We start from the raw sequence: 16678 nt of genomic DNA, 5'->3' as shown, positions 1-16678 counted from the left end.
CCGTCAACAACTTGTTGAATTCCCGTTCTCGTTGTGGTCCCGGTTCAGGTAGTTGTAAACGGTGAACCGGGTGACGCCGAGCGATTCGGCAATGGTGGCGACCGCTTTCCGCATGGTGAAAGCACCCCGTTCTTCGAGCAGGCGCACGGCCCGCTGCTTCCCGGCGCGGTCCAGCCGGTGCAGTTCGGCGCCCAGCTCGGTTTCCACCTCGTGCACCAGCCGCTCCAGCGCACCGGTCAGCTCGGCGCCGGGCAGCCGGACGGCCCCCACCAGCTCACCCGCCCAGTGCAGCGGCACGTCCTCCGGACGGCGGTCGGCCGGGGCGACCACGGTCGCGTCGATGCGGTCCAGCAGCGGCGCGATCGCGGTCACCAGCGGGTGCTCGGCGGGTTCGGGCATCTAGCCGACCCTGGTGTCGCGCAGCTGGAGCGTCAGCTTGGTGGCCCCGCCGGTCAGCGCCGCGCGGGCGATTTTCGGCAGCGCCGCCAGCACCGCTTCGGCATCCCCGCGGACCGAGGTGCCGAGCGGGCCGAAGTCGGTGTCCAGGCCCGCGGCCAGTGCCGCCTGGCGGGCCAGCTCGGCGTGTTCCGGTGGCGGACCCTCGCCGAGAAAGGGTTCCGTGGTGAACTCGGCTTCCAGTTCCACCTCGCGACGGTAACTCGTTCGGCGCGCGTTCGTAACCTCGGATTTTGTAGGTTCCTACATTGACCGGCCGGGCCGTTCGTGCGGAAGGTACCGGCGGAAGGGAGTCACGAAGTGGACCTGGTCTTGCGAGCGCCGAGGGTGATCACGGCCGAGGGTGAGGTGTCGCGTGCGGTCGGGGTGAGCGGTGGCCGGATCACCGCGATCGAGCCGCTGGATGCGGTTCTTTCCGCCGATCGGGTGATCGAGCTGTCCGAGGACGAGGTGCTGCTGCCCGGGCTGGTGGACAGCCACGTGCACGTCAACGATCCGGGGCGCAGCGAGTGGGAGGGCTTCGAGACGGCCACCGCCGCCGCGGCCGCCGGCGGGGTGACCACGATCGTGGACATGCCGCTGAACAGCCTGCCGCCGACGGTCGATCCGGAAGCGCTGGCGGTCAAGCGGAAGTCGGCCGAGGGCCGGGTGCACGTGGACGTCGGGTTCTGGGGCGGGGCGATCCCCGGCAAGCTGGACCAGCTGCCCGCGCTGCACGAAGCCGGTGTGTTCGGCTTCAAGTGCTTCCTGCTGCATTCGGGCGTGGACGAGTTCCCGCCGCTGGACCCGGCCGGGCTGGCCGAAGGACTGCGCACGGTCAACGAGATCGATTCGATGATGATCGTGCACGCCGAGGATTCCGACGAGATCGCGCGGGCGCCGGAGGTGACCGGCGGGCACTACGCGGACTTCCTGCGGTCACGGCCGCGCGGCGCGGAGAACCTGGCCATCGCGCACGTGCTCGACGAGGCGCGCCGGACCGGGGCGCGGGTGCACATCCTGCATCTGTCCTCTTCGGACGCTTTGCCGATGCTCGCCGAAGCCCGCCGCGACGGCGTGCGGGTGACCGTGGAGACCTGCCCGCACTACCTGAGCTTCATCGCCGAGGAGATCGTGGACGGGGCGACGCAGTTCAAGTGCTGCCCGCCGATCCGCGAGGCGGAAAACCGCGAACTGCTCTGGCGCGGCCTCGCCGACGGGGTGATCGACTGCGTGGTCAGCGACCACTCACCGTGCACCCCGGAGCTGAAGCGGTTCGACAGCGGCGACTTCGGCGAGGCGTGGGGCGGGATTTCCAGCCTGCAGCTCGGCCTGCCCGCGGTGTGGACGCAGGCACGCGCCCGCGGTCATGCGCTGGCCGACGTGGTGCGCTGGATGGCGTTGCGGCCCGCCGAGCTGACCGGGCTGCGGCACAAGGGCCGGATCGAGGTCGGTGCGGACGCCGACTTCTGCGTGTTCGCCCCGGACGAGGCCTTCGTGGTCGACGTGGCGAAGCTGCGGCACCGCAACCCGGTGAGCGCCTACCACGGGCGGCCGCTGGCCGGCGTGGTGCGCGGCACCTGGCTGCGTGGCCGGGAGATCACCGGGGAGCAGCCGTTCGGCGAGCTGCTCACCCGGCCGTGAAACCGAAGGGAGTGCTGGTGAACGACCGTCCTGAATGGACATCCGAGCCGGATCTGGCGTCCCGCCGTAACGGCGGTGGCGTGGTGTGGGCGAACGACGAGCTGTTCGCCGAACGGGAGAACCTGATCAAGCCGGAGCGCCCGGAGTTCCAGCCGTGGAGCTTCGGGCACAAGGGCCAGATCTACGACGGCTGGGAGACCCGGCGGCGCCGGGAGGACGGGGCGGACCAGGCCGTGGTGCGGCTCGGCCTGCCCGGCACGATCACCGGCGTGGTGGTGGACACCGCGTTCTTCACCGGCAACTACCCGCCGTTCGCCTCGGTGGAGGCGGTGGCCGTGGACGGGTACCCGAGCCCCGCCGAACTCGCCGAGCTGGACTGGGACACCGTGGTGCCGCGCTCGCCGTTGAAGGGCGACGCGGAGAACTTCTTCGAGGCGGTGTTCACCAAGCGGTACACCCACGCGCGGCTGACCATCTACCCCGACGGCGGGGTGGCGCGCTTCCGCGTGCACGGCAAACCGGTGGCCGACCCGTCGCTGCTGGACCTGGGCTCGCTCGACCTGGCCGCGCTGGAGAACGGCGCGCGGGTGGTCGGGTGCAGCAACATGTTCTACTCGTCGCCGAGCAACCTGATCGCGCCCGGCTTCGCCGCGGTGATGGGGGAGGGCTGGGAAACCGCCCGCCGCCGCGACGACGGCAACGACTGGGTGTCGGTCGAGCTGGCGGGCGAGGGCGTGCCGCGGCTGGCCGAGCTGGACACCACCCACTTCAAGGGCAACGCGCCCGGCTGGGCGTCGCTGAGCGGTTCGGCCGACGGCCGGGAGTGGTTCGAGGTGCTGCCGAAAACCCGGCTGCAGCCCGACACCCGGCACCGGTTCCTCGTGCCGGACGCGCGGGCGATCTCGTTCGTGCGCCTGGACGTCTACCCGGATGGCGGCATGGCGCGGCTGCGCCTGTTCGGCGGGCTGACCGACCAGGGGCGCGAGACGCTGGAGAAGCGCTACCGCGGTTAGGGCGTGTTTCACGAGTCTGTTCGATGGGCTTCGTGATCCAGGGGCCGCCTGGGCGCGAAGAGCGCGAACAAGACTGGTGAAACGCGCCCTAGGCGAAGTCCGCGCGCTTCGAGCTGATCACGCCGGTGTCGAACCCGGCCAGGTGCAGGCCGCCGGCGAACCGCGCGTGCTCGATCTTCACGCACCGGTTCATCACCACGTCCAGACCGGCTCCGGCAGCCCGCTCGGCCACCGGCTCGTGCCACAGCCCGAGCTGCAGCCACAGCGTGCGCGCACCCGCCTCGATGACCTCCTCGGCCACGCCGGGGAGGTCATCGTGCTTCCGGAACACGCTCACCAGATCGACGTCCGGCACTTCGGCCAGCGACGGGTGCACCGGCTGCCCGAGCAGTTCGTCCAGCCGCGGGTTCACGAAGTGCACGCGGTACCGGCTGGACGAGAGCAGGTAGGAAGCCACGAAGAAGCTCGGCCGCGACGGGTTCGCCGAAGCACCGATGATCGTCACCGACTCGGTCCGGCTCAGCAGGCGGCGGCGGTCGCGGGCGGTCGGTTCGGTCCAGCTCATGCGCGCACCGCCTGGTCCAGGGCTCGGTCGATGTCCCACAGGATGTCGTCCACGTCCTCCAGGCCGACCGACAGCCGGATCAAGTCCGGGCCGACGCCGCCCGCCAGCAGCTGGTCGTCCGAGAGCTGCTGGTGCGTGGTCGACGCGGGGTGGATGACCAGCGTGCGGGCGTCCCCGACGTTCGCCAGGTGCGACAGCAGCTCCACCGATTCGACAAACTTCTCCCCGGCGGCGCGGCCACCACGCACCCCGAACGAGAACACCGCGCCCGGCCCATCGGGCAGGTACTTCCGCGCGCGCTCGTGGTGCGGGTGCGAGGGCAGGCCCGCGTAGTTGACCCAGGCGACGCGGTCATCGGCCTCCAGGTACTCGGCGACCTTGCGCGCGTTCGCCACGTGCTCGGCCATGCGCTGCGGCAGCGTCTCCACGCCCTGCAGCAGGAGGAACGCCGAGTGCGGGGAGAGCACGGCACCGATGTCACGCAGCTGCTCGACCCGCAGCCGCGTGCAGAAGGCGTACTCGCCGAAGTTCTCCCAGTACTTCAGCCCGCCGTAGCTGTCCACCACCTCGGTCATCCGGGGGAACTTGCCGTTGCCCCAGTCGAACCTGCCCGATTCGACCACCACCCCGCCGAGCGTGGTGCCGTGGCCGCCGAGGAACTTCGTCGCCGAGTGCAGCACGATGTCCGCGCCGTGCTCGATCGGGCGGCACAGGTACGGCGTGGCCAGCGTGGCGTCCACCACCAGCGGGAGGTCGTGCGCGTGCGCCAGCTCGGCGAGCCCGTCCAGATCGGCGATCGCGCCGCTCGGATTGCCGATCACCTCGGCGTAGAGCAGGCGGGTCCGGTCGGTGATCGCGGCGGCGTAGTCGTCGAGTGCGGTGCCGCGGATGAAGCTGGTCTCCACGCCGAACCGGCGCAGGGTGCCGTCGAGCTGGGTGACCGTGCCGCCGTAGAGATCGCTCGCCGCGACGATGTGGTCGCCCGACTCGGCCAGCGCGGCGAAGGTGAGGAACTCGGCGGCCTGCCCGCTGCTGGTGGCGACCCCGCCGATGGCGCCCTCCAGGCTGGCCAGCCGCTCCTCGAAGGCGGCCACCGTCGGATTGCCGATCCGGCTGTAGATGTTGCCGTACTTCTGCAGTGCGAACAGCGAAGCGGCGTCGGCGGTGTCCTCGAAGACAAAGCTGGTGGTCTGGTAGATCGGCACGGCGCGGGCCCCGGTGGTGCGGTCGGGCGTGCCGCCCGCGTGCAGGGCGCGGGTGCGGAAGCCCCAGGAGCGCTCGTTCATCCCCCGGCACGCTACCCGGGAACACCGACCGGCGGCCAGCGGTTGTCCCTGGTGTCCCACCTGTCGACCACCGGAGCGATACACATGACGAACACGCAGGTCAGCACGGCACCCGGGGGAGTTTTCCAGCTCGGCGGCGACCTGCCGGTGCACCGGCTCGGCTACGGCGCGATGCAGATCACCGGCGAGGGCGTCTGGGGTGAGCCCGCCGACCGCGAAGGCGCGCTGGCGGTGCTGCGGCGGACCGTCGAGCTGGGTGTCAACTTCATCGACACCGCCGACTCCTACGGGCCCAACGTCAGCGAGGAGCTGATCCGCGAGGCACTGCACCCGTACCCGGAGAACCTGGTCATCGCCACGAAGGCCGGGCTCACCCGCACCGGCCCCGGCCAGTGGATCCCGGTCGGGCGGCCCGCCTACCTGCGTCAGCAGCTCGAACTGAGCTTGCGGAAGCTGGGCGTGGAGCGGATCGACCTGTTCCAGCTGCACCGGGTCGATCCCGAGGTGCCGCTGGCCGACCAGGTCGGCGAGCTGAAGCTGCTCCAGCAGGAGGGCAAGATCCGGCACATCGGGCTGTCCGAGGTCGGTGTGGCCCAGCTGGCCGAGGCCGCGCAGATCGCCGAGATCGCCAGCGTGCAGAACCTGTACAACCTGGCCGACCGGCACCACGAGGACGTGCTCGACTACGCCACCGAGCACGGCATCGCCTTCATCCCGTGGTTCCCGATCGCCACCGGTGAGCTGGCCAGGCCGGGCAGCGTGCTGGAGCAGGCCGCGAAGGACCACGGCGCGACCCCGGCCCAGCTGGCGCTCGCGTGGCTGCTGCGCCGGTCGCCGGTGGTGCTGCCGATCCCGGGCACCCGGTCGGTGGCGCACCTGGAGGAGAACGTGGCGGCGGCGGAGATCCAGCTGACCGACGCCGAGTTCGACGCGCTGTCCGCGCTGGCCGCCTAGGTTTTCAGCCGAAACCCCGGAGGCGCGCGGCGCGTTCCTCCGGGGTCTGGCGCGGGCAGCTCGCGCACTTGTCCGCGCGCGGGATCTCGTAGATCAGGCAGCAGGACGCGCGTTTGACGATGGTGTTGCGGCCGACCGTCGTGAACCGGGGGCGCGGCAGGCTCGGGCCGATCGCCTCGGCGAGTTGCCCGGCCAGCTCCACCGCGCGCGCCGCGTCACCCGACCACAGCAGGCGGTTCGCGATCGAGTCGGTGGCGATGGCCCACAGCGCGTTCTCGGTGGCCCCGCAGGCCTCGCTGATCGGCGGGATGACGGTGGCCAGCGTGGTGCGCATCGCCTGGCCCAGTTCGGGAATGCCGCCGTCGAGCACGCGGTCCGAACGCGCGTCGACGTACCGGCCGTCGGGCTGGAGGTTCAGGGTGAGCGCGTCGAGCGACGGGTCGGCGATCCGGCCGGTGAACAGCGACTCCGCCGAGGGCGCCACGAGCACCGAGGACGCCGAGTACCAGCGGACCGTGCCCAGCACGCGTGGCCCGGCCGCGCGGCCGTACATCCGCTCGGCGGTTTTGAGGTCCTCGCGCAGCCAGCCGGGGTCGGCGAGCACGGTCGCCTTTACCGCCGTCATCGGAACACCGAGACCGTGAAGGAGGCGGTGACGTCGACCGGCTCGGTGAACTCGGCCAGCCGTTCGGCGCGGCCGTCGCGGTGGAGGTGGTGCGCGGCCGGCCCCATGCCGACCACGTGCCGCACCTCGGCCGGTTCGAGGCGCAGCGGGTAGCTGATCTCCTCGCGGTGGTCGAGGGTGAAATGCGCGGCGAGCGAGCTGTCCAGCCGCTGTTCCTTGTCCTCGCCGATGCCCAGCACCGCCGACCCCAGCTCGGCGAGATGCCCCGGATTCGGCGACACCACCACGAGCGCCCCGCCAGGGCGCAGCACGCGGCGGAACTCGGGGGCGTTGCGCGGGGCGAAGACGTTGAGCACCACGTCGGCGGCCTGGTCGGCGACGGGCCACGGCTCCCACAGGTTCCACACCGCGGCGCCGATCGCCGGATGCGCCTTGGCGGCACGGCGGAGGGCGACGGCGGAGACGTCGAGCGCGAGGCCGTGTGACTGCTCGGTGAGTGCTTCGGCCAGGTAGTAGCCCGTGCCCGCCCCGGCGTCGACGATCAGTTCGGGGGAGAAGCGGGCGGTCTGCGCGGCCACCGCGCCGGCGAGCGGCCGGTAGTGCCCGGCACCCAGGAACTCGACGCGGGCGGCGACCATTTCGGCGGTGTCAGCGGTGCCCGCCGGGATCTTGGCGTGCAGCAGGTTCACGTACCCCTGCTTTGCCAGGTCGAAGGAATGCCCGCGGTCGCAGCGCAGCGCGCGGTCCCGCGCGGTGAGCGGGAGGCCGCACACCGAGCAGCGCAGGGCGGCCACGACCGGCTCGGGCAGGTGCATGCCCCCATTCGACCACGGCCGAAATCCGGTTGCCGGGTGCCACCCCCGGTCCGATGATCACCGCATGGGCAGGCGGCTCAACCGGACGGAGTGGGGTCCGGCGGACGGGTACCCGGTGCTGTTCTTCTCCGGGGCGGCGATGGGGTGCGGGCTCGGTTTCGGCACGGACCTGGTGTGGTCGCGGGGGATCCGGCTGATCTCGGTCGAGCGGCCGGGGCTGGGGGAGTCGGGGCCGGAGCCGGGTCGGACGCTGGACTCGTGGGTCGAGGACGTCCGCGCTCTCGGGTTGCCGTCTTTCTCGATCGTGGCGTTCTCGCAGGGGGCACCGTTCGGCCTGGCCTGCGCGGCGGCGGGGTTGTGCTCGTCGCTGGCGATCGTGTCGGGCCAGGACGAACTGCGGTCCTTCGGGGATGCGCTCGCTCCGGAAGTCGCGCGGTTGATCCGGTCCGTGGACGAGGATCCGGCCGCCTTCGAGGCCGCGTTCGCGAATGCCGATGCCGACGGGATGTGGGAACTGATCGCCGGGATGAGTTCGCCGGTGGATCTGGCGGTGTACTCGGAGCCGACGTTCGCGCGCGCCTACCGCTCGGCGCTGGAGGAGGGTTTCCGGCAGGGCGGTGCCGGTTACGCGCGGGACCTGGTGCTGGCGCTGAGCCCTTGGCCGTTCGCCGTGGAGGACATCCGCGTCCCGGTCCACCTGTGCTACGGCGCCCACGACACAAGCCCGGTGCATTCCCCAGACCTCGGCGAGACACTGGCGAGGCGCATCCCAGGCGCTGCCCGCCACGTCTTCCCGGACGGCGGCGGTTCGATCCTGTGGACCCACGCCGCCGAAATCCTGGATTCGATCAAGCCCGGCTGAACGTCGTTACTTCCTTCGGAGTACCGCGTCCCCGCGGGGGCTGACCTCGGGGCATAACGGTTCCGTTTCGGAACCGGACACCATCCGCCGGGTACCGGGAAACGTACCCGTAACAAAGGGCGCACCCGGGTTCACAGACCCGAAACGTCCCTGGTCATCCCGTGCAACACGGCTTTCCCATGATTTGCCGCAATTGCGAATCGGCAATCTTCTCGAGGAGGAAGCGTGGAAGGGAATACGGCCTGGCTGCTCACCAGCGCCGCCCTGGTGCTGCTCATGGTCCCAGGGCTGGCGTTCTTCTACGGGGGGATGGTCCGTTCCAAGAGCGTGCTGAACATGCTCATGATGAGCTTCGGCTCGCTGGGCGTCGTCGGCGTGCTGTGGGTGATCTTCGGTTACTCGACCGCCTTCGGGAACGACGTGGGCGCGGGGCTGCTCGGTGACCCGTTCGAGGCGCTCGGCCTCAGCGGCCTGATGGGCGCGGAAACCTTGTCCAACACCGGTTTCGCCGCGTTCCAGGCGATGTTCGCCATTCTCACCGTGGCGCTGATCTCCGGTGCGGTGGCCGACCGCGTGCGCTTCGGCACCTGGCTGCTGTTCGCCGGGCTGTGGGCCACCATCGTCTACTTCCCGGTGGCGCACTGGGTCTTCGCCTTCGACGCGACCGACGACGTCACCGGCGAGACCACCAAGTCCGGTGGCTGGATCGCGAACGACCTCGGCGCGCTCGACTTCGCGGGCGGCACCGCGGTGCACATCAACGCCGGTGCCGCGGCGCTCGCGCTGGTGCTGGTGATCGGCAAGCGGGTCGGCTGGCCCAAGGAGCCGATGAAGCCGCACAACCTGCCGTTCGTCATGCTCGGCGCCGGCCTGCTGTGGTTCGGCTGGTTCGGCTTCAACGCCGGGTCCGCGCTGGCCGCGAACAACATCGCCGGTGTCGCGTTCATCAACACGCTCACCGCCACCTCCGCCGCGCTGCTCGGCTGGCTGCTCATCGAGCGCATCCGCGACGGGCACGCCACCAGCCTCGGCGCCGCCTCGGGTGTGGTGGCCGGGCTGGTCGCGATCACCCCGGCCTGCGCCTTCGTCGACACCTGGGGCGCGCTGGCCATCGGCGCCATCGCCGGCATCCTCTGCGCGCTGGCGGTCAGCCTCAAGTACCGCTTCGGCTTCGACGACTCGCTCGACGTGGTCGGCGTGCACCTGGTCGGCGGCCTGGTCGGCACCCTGCTGATCGGCTTCTTCGGCACCGTCGGGGTGAACGAGGCGAGCAAGGACGGCCTGTTCTACGGCGGCGGCTTCGGCCTGCTCGGCACGCAGGCGATCGGCGCGTTCTCCGTGCTCGGCTACTCGTTCGTGATCACCGCGATCATCGCGCTGCTGATCAAGGTGACGCTCGGCTTCCGGCTCCCGAAGGACGAGGAGGTCGTCGGCATCGACGAGGCGGAACACGCCGAGACGGCCTACGAGTTCGGCGGCAGCCGGGGCGGGCGCGCCGCGACCAACAGTTCCGGGGTGGCAGGCACGGCGAAGAAGCTCGAGGGGAGCAAGGCATGAAGCTCATCACCGCGATCGTCAAGCCGTTCACGCTCGACGACATCCGCTCGGCACTGGAACAGCTCGGCGTGCTCGGCATGACCGTCAGCGAGGTGCAGGGCTACGGCAGGCAGAAGGGCCACACCGAGGTCTACCGCGGCGCGGAGTACGCGGTCGACTTCGTGGCCAAGATCCGGGTCGAGGTGGTCACCGACGACGCCAACGTGGAGAAGGTGATCGAGGCGATCGTCGACGCCGCGCACACCGGCAAGATCGGTGACGGCAAGGTCTGGGTCACCGCGGTCGACACGGTGATCCGGGTGCGGACCGGGGAACGCGGGACGGACGCGCTATAGGCCGTGGAAGCCGGGGAGTTGGTTGAAGCGGCGAAGAAGCTGCTGGAGGGCCGCCACGGGCGGTTGGGCGCGGCGGCCCTCCGAGCGGCACTGGTGGATCTCTACGAGTTCTGGCTGAGCAAGGCCGCCGCGTCGGCCGGCGTGGACACCGCGGTTCCGGGTGTCGCGCTGGTCGCCGTGGGCGGGCTCGGCCGCCGGGAACTGGTCCCGTTCTCGGATCTGGACCTGGTGCTGGTGCACAACGGGAACACCGGGGTCGGCGAGATCGCCGACGCGCTCTGGTACCCGCTGTGGGACGCCCGCGTCGGGCTGGACCATTCCGTGCGGACACCGGGGGAAGCGCTGAAGGTGGCGTCGGAGGATCTCCGCACGGCGGTCGGCCTGCTGGACGCCCGGTACCTGGCGGGGGATCAGGACCTGGCCGGGCGACTGGCCGCGGCGGCCAAGGAGAACTGGCGCCGGACGGCACGCAAACGCTTGGGGGAGCTGGCTTCCTCGGCGCGTCAGCGGTGGAAGCGCAGCGGCGAGATCGCCCAGTCGGCCGCGCCCGATCTCAAGCACGGGCGCGGGGGACTGCGTGATCTCGGGCTGCTGGAGGCCTTCGCCGCCGCGCAGCTGGCCGACCGGCCGGGCGAGGAACTGCTGGCGGCCAAGGAACTCCTGCTCGACGTCCGCACGGAGTTGCGCCGCGAACTCCGCCGAGACCGGGACGTGCTGAGCCCGCCTGACGCGGAGGCGGTGGCCGTCGAACTCGGCTTCGGCGACCGGTTCACCTTGGCGCGCAAGCTTTCCGGCGCTGGGCGTGCGGTCAGCTACGCGGTCGACACGGTGTTGCGCGCGGTGGACGTCGCACCGCGGACGCGGTTCGGCAGGCGCCCGTCGCGGACCCCGCTGGACGACGGCGTTGTCCTGCACGGCAGCGAGGTTTCCCTGGCCAGGGACGCGGTTCCGGCGCGGGACCCGGCTCTGCTGCTGCGGGTGGCGGCGGCGTCCGCGCGCACCGGCCGCCCGATCGCGCAGGGCACCTTGCGCACGCTCGCCGACTCCGCGCCGGAACTGCGCGCCCCGTGGCCCGCCGGTGCCCGCGACGCGCTGACCGAACTGCTCGGCGCGGGCGAAGGCCTGCTGGACGCCGTCGAAGCGCTTGACCGGACGGGGCTGTGGGCCCGGCTGTTCCCGGAATGGGGTGCGGTCCGTGACCTACCACCGCGGGAACCCGTGCATTCGTGGACCGTCGATCGGCACCTGGTGCAGGCCTGCGTTGAAGCGGCCAAGCTGACCACCACGGTGTCCCGGCCGGACCTGCTCCTGCTGGGCGCGCTGCTGCACGACATCGGCAAGGGGCGCGCGGCGGACCACTCCGAGCTGGGCGCCAAGATCGCCGCGCAGGTGGCCGCCAGGATCGGTCTGTCCGAAGTGGACGCGGGCGTGGTCGCCGCGATGGTGCGCCACCACCTGCTGCTGCCGGACACCGCCACCCGGCGCGACATCAGCGAGCCGGACACCGTGCGCCGGGTGCTGAAAACGCTCGACCACGACCCGCTGCTGGTGGACCTGCTGCAGGCGCTGGCGAAGGCCGATTCGCTGGCTACCGGGCCCGGCGTGTGGACGGAGTGGAAGGCGGCGCTGATCGCCCAGCTCGCCGGCCGCTGCCGGGAAGCGTTGCAGGGCAAGGCACTCAGCACACCCGAGCCGCTGGACGCGGAGCAACGCGAGCTGGTGGAGACGGCGACGGCCACCGGGCAGCCGCAGGTGCACATCTCGTCCGAGGGCAAGGTCGCCACCGTGGTGCTCGCCGCGCCCACGCAGTCGGAGCTGCTCGCCCCGGCGGCGGGGGTGCTCGCGCTGCACTCGCTGGAGGTGCACACGGCGATGCTGCACGGGCACGACGGCGGCCGCGTCGGCGTGTTCACCGCGTCGCCGAAGTTCGGCTCGCTGCCCGACGTCACGCTGCTGCGGGAGCAGTTCGCCAGGGCGCTGGGCGGGGCGTTGCCGCTGACGCAGAAGCTCGCCGCGAAGGAACGGGACTACGCGCGGGCGCCGGTGGAGTCGGGCGGGCCCAAGGTGCTCTGGTTCGACGACGAGACGAGCGGGTCCACCACGGTGGTGCTCGAACTGCGCGCCACCGACCGGATCGGCCTGCTCTACCACGTGGCGGGCGCGCTGCGGCAGTGTGAAGCCGAGGTGCGCTGGGCGAAGGTCGCCACCCTGGGCGCGGCGGTGGTCGACTCATTCGCCATCGCGCCACGGCACGGCAGGCTGGACCGCGAGTGGCGGGACCGGATCGAGCAGGCAGTACTCGCCGCCGCGAGCTGACCAGCCGGTTCGGGGTGTCGCGCGGACCGCGCGCGGCGACGGTGGCAGTATGTCGCCGTCGGTGTGGCCTGGCGGAACGTGCGGGAAGGCGGGTGGCATGGTGGGCGAACCGGTTCTTCCCGGCTCGATCGTGGCCGCGCACCTGGAGGCCTGCGCCGCCGAACTCGCCGGATCCGCCGAGGTCGGCACCGCCGGTGAGCTCGCCGACGTGCTCGAGCACCTCGCCGCCGGGCAGCGCCAGCTCTCGCTCGCACTGGCCAGGCTCGCCTGCGTGGTGCGCGGCAGCCAGGTAGACGGCGCGCTGACCGAGGTGCTCGAAGCCGCCGCCAGCGCGGCGGGCTACTCCGCCGACGCCATCGCGGAAAGTGAGCCGGTGCTCGCCGCACTGCTGCAAACGGCCGACGAGGACACCCGTTTGTAGCTGGAAACGGCCGCTTTCACCGCATTACGCTCGAACACATGCGCGCGGTCTGGAAAGGCACGATCGGCTTCGGCGCGTACGCCATTCCGGTGAAGGCGTACAGCGCCACCACCGACCGCGCCTCCGGCCTGACCCAGGTCCACGTGACCGACGGCGGCCGCATCCAGCACCGGCGGTTCTGCGAGGCCGACGGCGCCGAGGTGCCGCCGGGTGAGGTCGGCAAGGGCTTCCCGCTGCCGGGAGGCGACGTCGTGGTGCTCTCCGACGAGGACCTCGCGTCGTTGCCGCTGGCCACCGCGCACTCCATCGGCGTGCTGTCGTTCGTGCCGGTGGAACAGGTCGATCCGGTCTACTTCGCGCGGACCTACTACCTGGAGCCGGAGATCGCCGGGACCAAGGCGTACGTGCTGCTCAGCGAGGCCATGCAGCAGACGGGCCGGGTGATGGTGGTCAGGGTGGCGCTGCGCCAGCGCGAGACGCTCGGCGTGATCCGCGTGCGCGACCAGCTCCTGCTGCTGGAGACCATGCTGTGGCCGGACGAGGTCCGCGAGCCGGACTTCCCGTTCCAGCACGAGGACGTGGACGTGCACGTGGCCGAGGTCCGCCTGGCGGCCCGGCTGATCGACCGCCTGGCCGGTGACTTCGAGCCGGAGAACTACGTCGACCACTATCAGGACGCGCTGAACGAGCTGATCACCGCGAAAGCCGAGGGCGGGGAACTCGCGCGGCCGGCGGCGGCCGTGCAGAACGCCGGGGTCACCGCGCTGCTCGCGGCGCTCCAGACCGGCGCCGAACACGCCGAGAACGCCGTCGACCGGGCCCGTGGCGCCGCGGAGAAAGCCGCCGAGAAGGCCGCGGAGGCCGCCGAGGCGGCCCGGCGCGCCGCTCAGCGGAAGACCGAATCGGTGGACTGAGTAGAACTACCTGGCCCGATATGGGGGTCTTCCCCCTGCCGCGACCTGCGCGGGAGCGGCAGGCTACTGCGCAGCGCGAGCGTGGCGGAAATCGCCCGGTACTGGGGGTCGGACGAAGGCCGCGGACCGCTCGCGCGACGCGATGCCCGGCCGGTGCGAGGAGGAGCGGACCGGCCGGGCCCCAACGTCGACTACCCTGAGGAGGATGCGGGCGCGGTCTTCCGCACGCCGGCCCCGCACCCTGACGACGACTGCTGGAGCGCACACCCGTGTTCGACACCCTCTCCGATCGCCTCACTTCGGTCCTGCAGAACCTGCGTGGCAAGGGGAAGCTCTCCGACGCCGACATCGACTCCACCGCGCGTGAGATCCGCATCGCGCTGCTGGAGGCCGACGTCGCGCTCCCGGTGGTGCGCGCGTTCATCGCCAAGGTCAAGGAACGCGCCAAGGGCGCCGAGGTCTCCGAGGCGCTGAATCCGGCCCAGCAGGTCATCAAGATCGTCAACGAGGAACTGGTCGCCATTCTCGGCGGCGAGACCCGGCGGCTGAACCTGGCGAAGAACCCGCCGACCGTGCTGATGCTCGCCGGTCTGCAGGGTGCCGGTAAGACCACGCTCGCGGGCAAGCTGGCGCTGTGGCTGAAGAAGCAGGGCCACGCGCCGATGCTGGTCGCCTGCGACCTCCAGCGCCCGAACGCGGTCACCCAGCTGCAGGTGGTCGGTGAGCGGGCCGGGGTGCAGACCTTCGCGCCGGAGCCGGGCAACGGCGTCGGCGACCCGGTCGACGTCGCCCGCCGCGGTATCGCCGAGGCCAAGCACTCCCAGCACGACATCGTGATCGTCGACACCGCCGGCCGTCTCGGCGTGGACGAGGAGCTGATGCGGCAGGCCGCCGACATCCGCGACGCGGTCCAGCCGGACGAGACGCTCTTCGTGGTCGACGCGATGATCGGCCAGGACGCGGTGACCACCGCCGAGGCCTTCCGCGACGGCGTCGGCTTCACCGGCGTGGTGCTCACCAAGCTCGACGGTGACGCCCGCGGTGGTGCCGCGCTGAGCGTGCGCGAGGTCACCGGCCAGCCGATCCTGTTCGCGTCGAACGGCGAGAAGCTCGAGGACTTCGACCTGTTCCACCCGGACCGGATGGCCAGCCGGATCCTCGGCATGGGCGACATGCTCACCCTGATCGAGCAGGCCGAGCAGGCCTTCGACCAGGAGAAGGCGGAGCAGGCCGCGCAGAAGCTGGGCAGCGGCGAGCTGACCCTGGAGGACTTCCTCGAGCAGATGCTCGCGGTGCGCAAGATGGGCCCGATCGGCAACCTGCTCGGCATGCTGCCCGGCGCCGGGCAGATGAAGGACCAGCTGGCCCAGGTCGACGACAGGTCGCTGGACCGGCTGCAGGCGATCATCCGCGGCATGACCCCGGCCGAGCGCGCCGATCCGAAGATCATCAACGCCTCCCGGCGGCAGCGCATCGCCAAGGGCTCCGGGGTGGCCGTGCGCGAGGTCAACGACCTGGTCAACCGGTTCTACGACGCCAAGAAGATGATGCAGCAGATGGCCGGGCGGTTCGGCTTCGGCGGCCCCGGTGGCAACAACCGGAAGAACAACCGCAAGGGCAAGAAGGGGAAGAAGGGCAAGGGGCGCGGCCCCACGCAGCCCAAGGTCAAGGGCGGTTTCCCCGGTGGCATGCCCGCGCTGCCGCCGGGTGGTTTCCCCGGTGCCGGTCCCGCCGGTGGCATGCCTGACCTCTCGCAGCTCGGCGGCAGCCTGAACGACCTGCCCCCGGGCTTCGACCCGTCGAAGTTCAAGCTGCCCAAGGGCAAGTAGATGGCGTACCGCCTCAGCGGCGTGGTGCTGCCTTCCGGTGCGCACCACGACCTGTGGATCAGCGACGGCCGGATCGGCTTCGAGCCGGTCGAGGGCGCCGAGACCCTGGCCGAGGACGTGTTCCTGGTGCCGGGGCTGGTCGACGCGCACTGCCATCCCGGCATCGGCGCGGAGAACCTCGAAGAGGCGGCCGCGCAGGCGCTGACCGACCGCCGGGCGGGCACGCTGCTCATCCGCGACTGCGGGGTCCCGTTCGACACCTCGCCGTTGCAGCAGCGCGAGGACCTGCCGCGGATCATCCGCTGCGGCCGTCACCTCGCGCTGCCCAAGCGGTACGTGCCCGGCCTCGGCATCGATCTGGACAGCCCGGACCAGCTGCCGGAGGCGGTCGCCGAGCAGGCGGCCGACGGCGATGGCTGGGTCAAGCTCGTCGGCGACTGGATCGACCGGTCCGTGGGTGACCTCGCGCCGCTGTGGCCGGACGACGTGCTCGCCGAAGCGGTCAAGGTCGCGCACGACGCGGGCGCCAAGGTCACCGCGCACGTGTTCGGCGCCGCCGCGCTGCCCGGCCTGCTGGCCGCCGGGATCGACTGCCTCGAACACGGCACCGAGCTGTCCGGCGAGCAACTGTCCGAGATGGCGCGGCGCGGTATCGCGCTGGTGCCGACGCTGGTCAACATCACCGAGAACTTCCCGGGCATCGCGGACGCCGCCGGCAAGTACCCGGTCTACGCCGCGCACATGCGCGAGCTGCACCGGCGCGTCGACGGGCTGGTGCAGGCCGCGCTGGACGCCGGGGTCGCGGTCTACGCGGGCACCGACGCCGGTGGCATGGTCGACCACGGCCGGATCGTCGACGAGATCGAGCTGCTGCACCGGGCTGGCATGTCGCGCACCGAAGCGCTCGGCGCCGCCTGCTGGGCCGCCCGCGACTGGCTCGGCCACCCGTCCATCACCGACGGCGCCCCCGCCGACCTGCTGGTGCTGACCGGCGATCCGCGCGAGGACCTGACCGCACTGCGTCATCCGTCGCACATCATCCTGCGCGGTACCGTCACTTCCTGAGACGGGCCGGGTTCACCCGGTAGCCATCGGCCCCCTAGCGTT

At 71.4% G+C, this 16678-nt stretch carries 16 protein-coding genes and 1 pseudogene; 11 read left to right on the top strand and 6 right to left on the bottom strand.

The features are described 5' to 3' along the window. Positions 1–3: 3 nt before the first annotated feature. Together A4R43_RS18730 and A4R43_RS18725 are read right to left on the bottom strand one after the other, a co-directional pair. The gene (locus tag A4R43_RS18730) at positions 4–399 is read right to left on the bottom strand and encodes a helix-turn-helix domain-containing protein (RefSeq protein ID WP_113693514.1); all 396 of its coding nucleotides are present in this window, start codon (positions 397–399) and stop codon (positions 4–6) included. Between the two features lie 18 nt (positions 400–417). Further along, positions 418–645, bottom strand: a pseudogene (locus A4R43_RS18725) (helix-turn-helix domain-containing protein); the annotation flags it as partial. A gap of 111 nt (positions 646–756) precedes the next feature. On the opposite strand from A4R43_RS18725, the gene allB reads away from it, so the two are divergent. After that, the gene (allB, locus tag A4R43_RS18720; protein ID WP_113693512.1) at positions 757–2079 is read left to right on the top strand and encodes an allantoinase AllB; all 1323 of its coding nucleotides are present in this window, start codon (positions 757–759) and stop codon (positions 2077–2079) included. 14 nt (positions 2080–2093) lie between these two features. Further along, positions 2094–3092 (top strand): allantoicase, encoded by a 999-nt coding sequence (gene alc / locus A4R43_RS18715; RefSeq protein WP_113697715.1) that lies wholly within the window; start codon positions 2094–2096, stop codon positions 3090–3092. 88 nt (positions 3093–3180) lie between these two features. Here alc and A4R43_RS18710 read toward each other — a convergent pair whose 3' ends face one another. Both A4R43_RS18710 and A4R43_RS18705 read right to left on the bottom strand, forming a co-directional pair. Continuing rightward, positions 3181–3657, bottom strand: coding sequence for a CoA-binding protein (locus A4R43_RS18710; protein ID WP_113693511.1), 477 nt, complete (start codon positions 3655–3657; stop codon positions 3181–3183). Next, the gene (locus A4R43_RS18705) at positions 3654–4943 is read right to left on the bottom strand and encodes an O-acetylhomoserine aminocarboxypropyltransferase/cysteine synthase family protein (protein ID WP_113693510.1); all 1290 of its coding nucleotides are present in this window, start codon (positions 4941–4943) and stop codon (positions 3654–3656) included. The genes A4R43_RS18710 and A4R43_RS18705 overlap by 4 nt, the downstream gene beginning before the upstream one ends. 84 nt (positions 4944–5027) lie before the next feature. Between A4R43_RS18705 and A4R43_RS18700 the strand changes: the two genes are divergently transcribed. Then, positions 5028–5897 carry an aldo/keto reductase gene (locus tag A4R43_RS18700; protein WP_113693509.1) on the top strand — a complete coding sequence of 290 codons (870 nt, stop codon included), beginning with the start codon at positions 5028–5030 and terminating at the stop codon, positions 5895–5897. Between the two features lie 4 nt (positions 5898–5901). Here A4R43_RS18700 and A4R43_RS18695 read toward each other — a convergent pair whose 3' ends face one another. Both A4R43_RS18695 and A4R43_RS18690 read right to left on the bottom strand, forming a co-directional pair. Further along, positions 5902–6522, bottom strand: a complete 621-nt coding sequence (locus A4R43_RS18695) for a (2Fe-2S)-binding protein (RefSeq protein WP_113693508.1) — start codon at positions 6520–6522, stop codon at positions 5902–5904. Further along, positions 6519–7337 carry a putative RNA methyltransferase gene (locus A4R43_RS18690; protein ID WP_113693507.1) on the bottom strand — a complete coding sequence of 273 codons (819 nt, stop codon included), beginning with the start codon at positions 7335–7337 and terminating at the stop codon, positions 6519–6521. Before A4R43_RS18690 ends, A4R43_RS18695 begins: the two co-directional genes overlap by 4 nt. Before the next feature lie 64 nt (positions 7338–7401). Here A4R43_RS18690 and A4R43_RS18685 point away from each other — a divergent pair, with 64 nt between their 5' ends. From A4R43_RS18685 to A4R43_RS18650, 8 genes are all read left to right on the top strand, one after another. Next, positions 7402–8199 carry an alpha/beta fold hydrolase gene (locus tag A4R43_RS18685; protein ID WP_113693506.1) on the top strand — a complete coding sequence of 266 codons (798 nt, stop codon included), beginning with the start codon at positions 7402–7404 and terminating at the stop codon, positions 8197–8199. 225 nt (positions 8200–8424) lie between these two features. Further along, positions 8425–9756, top strand: a complete 1332-nt coding sequence (locus A4R43_RS18680; protein ID WP_113693505.1) for an ammonium transporter — start codon at positions 8425–8427, stop codon at positions 9754–9756. Beyond that, positions 9753–10091 carry a P-II family nitrogen regulator gene (locus tag A4R43_RS18675; protein ID WP_113693504.1) on the top strand — a complete coding sequence of 113 codons (339 nt, stop codon included), beginning with the start codon at positions 9753–9755 and terminating at the stop codon, positions 10089–10091. The genes A4R43_RS18680 and A4R43_RS18675 overlap by 4 nt, the downstream gene beginning before the upstream one ends. A gap of 18 nt (positions 10092–10109) precedes the next feature. Next, positions 10110–12407 (top strand): [protein-PII] uridylyltransferase, encoded by a 2298-nt coding sequence (locus tag A4R43_RS18670; RefSeq protein WP_236809116.1) that lies wholly within the window; start codon positions 10110–10112, stop codon positions 12405–12407. Positions 12408–12504: 97 nt separating this feature from the next. Then, entirely contained in the window at positions 12505–12828 is a 324-nt protein-coding gene (locus tag A4R43_RS18665; RefSeq protein WP_113693502.1) for a hypothetical protein, read from the top strand. A gap of 38 nt (positions 12829–12866) precedes the next feature. Continuing rightward, positions 12867–13742: a non-homologous end joining protein Ku gene (gene ku, locus A4R43_RS18660; RefSeq protein WP_113693501.1), complete on the top strand. Its 876-nt coding sequence runs from the start codon at positions 12867–12869 to the stop codon at positions 13740–13742. Positions 13743–14011: 269 nt separating this feature from the next. Beyond that, positions 14012–15571 carry a signal recognition particle protein gene (gene ffh, locus A4R43_RS18655; RefSeq protein ID WP_113693500.1) on the top strand — a complete coding sequence of 520 codons (1560 nt, stop codon included), beginning with the start codon at positions 14012–14014 and terminating at the stop codon, positions 15569–15571. Next, the gene (locus A4R43_RS18650) at positions 15572–16636 is read left to right on the top strand and encodes an amidohydrolase family protein (RefSeq protein WP_113693499.1); all 1065 of its coding nucleotides are present in this window, start codon (positions 15572–15574) and stop codon (positions 16634–16636) included. Positions 16637–16678 lie beyond the last annotated feature (42 nt).

Origin of the sequence: Amycolatopsis albispora (genome assembly GCF_003312875.1) — a bacterium.
Lineage (GTDB): Bacteria > Actinomycetota > Actinomycetes > Mycobacteriales > Pseudonocardiaceae > Amycolatopsis > Amycolatopsis albispora.
The sequence above is the reverse complement of the archived record's forward strand: the minus strand, read 5'-3'. Positions and strand labels throughout refer to the sequence as shown.